Origin of the sequence: Streptacidiphilus melanogenes, assembly GCF_000787835.1 — a bacterium.
GTDB classification, from domain to species: Bacteria; Actinomycetota; Actinomycetes; order Streptomycetales; family Streptomycetaceae; genus Streptacidiphilus; species Streptacidiphilus melanogenes.
Genome location: NZ_BBPP01000102.1, coordinates 1 through 3,640, shown reverse-complemented (window position 1 = coordinate 3,640; position 3,640 = coordinate 1). Strand labels below are relative to the sequence as shown.

Here is a 3,640-nt window from a genome sequence, read left to right as displayed (position 1 = left end):
GGGGTTAACCCACGACCATGGCGGAGTCCTTCCACTACTTCCTCGGCAACGCCGGTCGCAACGTCCACGAGGTCGTGGCACAGCGCTACGGCGGCGCGCTGCCAAGGGACTTCACCGAGCGCTGCCACGCGCGCGTGTTCGCCGCGTTCCAGGAGGGGGTGGACGCCTCGCCAGGCGCGGTCGAGCTGCTGGACGAGTTGGGGCGGCGGGAACTCCCGTACTGTGTGGCCTCCTCCTCTGACCACGCCTGGATCGACCTGACCCTCGCCCGCTCGGGGCTGCGGGCGCACCTGCCCGCGTCGGTCGTCTTCAGCGCGCAGGACGTGGCGGGTGTCGGCAAGCCCGCGCCGGACCTGTTCCTGCACACGGCGAAGGCGATGGGCGTCGAGCCCGAGGACTGCCTCGTCGTCGAGGACAGCCCTAACGGCGTTCTCGCGGCACGCGCTGCGGGCATGGACGTCCTCGGATATGCGGCGCTGATGCCGCGCGAGCGGCTGATCGCCGCCGGTGCGACGGCGGTGATCGACGAGCTGGTGCAGGTGCTGGACCACGTCTGAGAGTCCGAGCGCCGGCCCGGCGGAGCCCGAGAGCGCCGGCCCGGGAGGGCGCCGCGCTAGCCCGGCAGGGGGCGGGCCTCGTCCGGGGCGCAGAGTTGCGCCGCCAGGTCGCCGCCGGCGGCGACGCGGGCGGCGATGTCGGTGGGGGAGAAGGCGAGGTCGTCGGGGGAGGTGCAGGATTCGACCTCCGACCAGGTGAGCGGGGCCGAGACGCCCGGGACGGGCGTGCGGGTCGCGCGGAGGGTGTACGGGGCGGAGGTCGTCTTCGACGTCGAGTTCTGCGACCAGTCCAGGAAGACCCGGCCGGTCCGCAGCGACTTGGACATGCGGGCCACCAGCAGCCTCGGGTGCGCGGCGGCCAGCCGTTCCGCGACCGAGCGGGCGTAGCCGACGACCGCGTCCGCCGTGGTCGGGAGGAGCGGGGCGTAGAGGTGGAGGCCCTTGCTGCCGGAGGTGACGGGCCAGCAGGGGAGGCCGTCCTCGGCGAGGGCCTCCCGGACCAGGAGGGCCGCCGCGCAGCACTCGACGACGGTCGTGCCCTCGCCGGGGTCGAGGTCGACGACCAGGCGGTCGTGGCCGTCGCGGCCGGTGGCGAGGGTCCACTGCGGGACGTGGATCTCCAGGCAGTAGAGGTTGGCGGCAGCGATCACGCTCGGGGCGTCGTCGAGGACGAGGTGAGGGCGCGGGCCCTCCTTGGCCTCGATGACCTCGATCCGGACCCAGTCCGGGGTCTGCGGTGGCGGGTTCTTGGCGACGAACAGCGGGCCGGTCATGCCCTCCGGTCCGCGCAGGAACGACGCCGGTCGGTCGCGCAGGTGCGGGACCATCGCGTCGGCGACCCGGGCGTAGTAGTCGAGCATCTCCGCCTTGGTCCAGGAGGGCCACAGCACCTTGTCCAAGTGGGAGAGCAGGAGGGGCCGACCGTCGACCTGCACGCGCACCTTTTGGGGCATAACGTGTCAATACCCCCACGAGAGGTCGGCATCCCGCGAAAGGTTCAGCCCATGCCTCGCAGCGTCTGGACGGGCAGCATCACGTTCGGTCTGGTCGCCGTACCGGTCAAGCTCTATCCCGCCACCGAGACGCACTCCGGTCCGGTGCTCCACCAGGTGCACCGCGAGGACGGTTCACGCGTCCGGCTCAAGCGCTTCTGCGAGGCGGAGGACCGCGAGGTCGAGTACGGCGAGATCGCGCGGGGCTGGGACGCGCCGGACGGCGGCGTTGTGGTGCTGACCGACGAGGACCTGGCGACCCTACCCGTGCCCAGCAAGAAGATCATCGACGTGGTGGCCTTCCTGCCCGCCGAGAAGATCGACCCGCTGCGCTGGGACAGCCCCTACTACGTCGGCCTCGGCGACAAGGCCCCCGCCAAGCCGTACGTGCTGCTGCGCGAGGCGATGCGCGACTCGGGCCTGGTGGCCGTCACCAAGGTCACCATGCGCTCCCGCGAGTCGCTCGCGGTGCTGCGGGTCCAGGACGACCTGCTGGTGCTGCAGACCATGCGCTGGCCCGACGAGATCCGCTCGCGCGAGGGCCTCGCGCCGGAGGGGGACGCGACGCTGCGTCCCCAGGAGCTGGCGATGGCCCGCTCGCTGATGGACACCCTCTCCGAGGACTTCGACCTGGACGCCGAGAAGGACCAGTACGCCGTCGCCCTGGAGGAGCTGCTGGACGCCAAGGCCCACGGCGCGACCCCCGCTCCCGCGCCGGCCGCCGAGGGCGGCGCGGAGGTCATCGACCTGATGGCCGCGCTCCGCTCCAGCGTCGCCGCCGCGAAGGCGAGCCGCGGCGAGGCGGTGCCGGGCGAGGAGGAGTCGGACGAGGGCGCGGACGAGGCCTCCCCGCCGAAGGCCCGCAAGCGCGCCGCGCCGGCGAAGCGGACGGCGGCCAAGGAGACCGCGGCGAAGCGGACCGCGGTGAAGGAGACCGGCAAGGAGCCCGCCGCGAAGAAGAGCACGGCGACGAAGACCACGGCAAGCAAGACCACGGCCAAGAAGGCCGTGGCGAAGAAGACCGCGTCCGCCGCCCGCAAGACCGCGCCGCGGCGCGCCTCCTGAGCGGCGGTCCGTCATGTCCCGTGCCCACACCCCGATCGCGCTCCCCGTCTACGCGCCGATGCTGGCGACGACCGCGCCGCTGCCGCGCGACGAGGCGCACTGGGCGGCGGAGGTGAAGTGGGACGGCATGCGCGTCCTCGTCTACGCCCCCGGTGACGGCACCGTCCACGTCCGGTCCCGCACCGGAGCTGAGGCGACCGAGCGGTTCCCCGAACTGGTGGCCGTGGCCGAGGCGTTGGGTGAGCAGGCCGCGGTGCTGGACGGGGAGGTGGTGGCGCTCGGCCTGAACGGGTCGCCGAGCTTCGGCGCGCTCCAGGAGCGGATGAGCCTGCGCCGTCCGTCGCAGATCCAGGCCGCGCGGCACTCGACCCCCGTCACGCTGATGGTCTTCGACCTGCTCAACCTCGACGGCCACGACCTCACCCGGCTCCCCTACACCGCCCGCCGCGCGCGGTTGCTCGAGCTCCCACTCGACCAGGAGCACGGGCCCGTCCGGACGCCGCCCGCCTGGCTCGGCGACCTCCGTTCCGCGGTGGAGTGGACGGAGGCCTACGGCATCGAGGGCATCGTCGCCAAGCGGCTCGACTCCCTCTACGAGCCGGGTCGGCGCTCCCGGGCGTGGATCAAGCACAAGCACCGCCAGAGCGTGGACGTCCGCCTGGGCGGGTGGCTCGCGGACGAGCGGGGACGCCTGCGCAGCGTGCTCGCGGGGCTTCCGGAGCACGGCGGCCTGCGCTACCTGGGCGCGGTGGGCTCCGGCATCGGGGTGCACGAGGGCGAGGACCTGCTGGTGCTGCTGCACCACCTGGAGACGGACGTGTCGCCGTTCCTGGGGACGCCGGCGGATCTGGGCAGGCCGGACTCCACCGTGCACTGGGCCACGCCCGCGCTGACGGCGGAGGTCGAGTACCAGGAACTGACGGCGGGCGGGATCTTCCGGGCGCCGGTGTGGAAGGGGCTGCGGGAGGTCACGCCGCAGTGAGGTCGGGCTGTGCAGGTGAGCCCTGCCCGGCTAGCCCCAATGCC

4 protein-coding genes are annotated in these 3,640 nt (G+C 73.1%); 3 read left to right on the top strand and 1 reads right to left on the bottom strand.

The genetic code is table 11. The annotated features are described in order from the left end of the window. The first annotated feature begins 17 nt into the window (after positions 1-17). Positions 18-557, top strand: coding sequence for an HAD family hydrolase (locus tag TR49_RS39455; protein WP_052435006.1), 540 nt, complete (start codon positions 18-20; stop codon positions 555-557). 56 nt (positions 558-613) lie between these two features. Here the strand turns inward: TR49_RS39455 and ligD (TR49_RS39450) are convergent, their stop codons facing one another. After that, a complete protein-coding gene (ligD, locus tag TR49_RS39450; protein ID WP_042391321.1) occupies positions 614-1,510 on the bottom strand; it encodes a non-homologous end-joining DNA ligase in 897 nt (298 codons plus the stop codon). Between the two features lie 51 nt (positions 1,511-1,561). Here ligD (TR49_RS39450) and ku point away from each other — a divergent pair, with 51 nt between their 5' ends. Both ku and ligD (TR49_RS39440) read left to right on the top strand, forming a co-directional pair. Beyond that, on the top strand, positions 1,562-2,614 hold the full coding sequence (gene ku / locus TR49_RS39445) for a non-homologous end joining protein Ku (RefSeq protein ID WP_042391320.1): 1,053 nt from the start codon (positions 1,562-1,564) through the stop codon (positions 2,612-2,614). A gap of 13 nt (positions 2,615-2,627) precedes the next feature. After that, positions 2,628-3,596 carry a non-homologous end-joining DNA ligase gene (gene ligD / locus TR49_RS39440; protein WP_042391317.1) on the top strand — a complete coding sequence of 323 codons (969 nt, stop codon included), beginning with the start codon at positions 2,628-2,630 and terminating at the stop codon, positions 3,594-3,596. Positions 3,597-3,640: the final 44 nt, after the last annotated feature.

Excerpts from the sequence above, each read along its gene's own strand:
- TR49_RS39455 (WP_052435006.1), top strand. The coding sequence starts at position 18 with ATGGCGGAGTCCTTCCACTACTTCCTCGGCAACGCCGGTCGCAACGTC.
- ligD (WP_042391321.1), bottom strand. The coding sequence starts at position 1,510 with ATGCCCCAAAAGGTGCGCGTGCAGGTCGACGGTCGGCCCCTCCTGCTC.
- ku (WP_042391320.1), top strand. The coding sequence starts at position 1,562 with ATGCCTCGCAGCGTCTGGACGGGCAGCATCACGTTCGGTCTGGTCGCC.
- ligD (WP_042391317.1), top strand. The coding sequence starts at position 2,628 with ATGTCCCGTGCCCACACCCCGATCGCGCTCCCCGTCTACGCGCCGATG.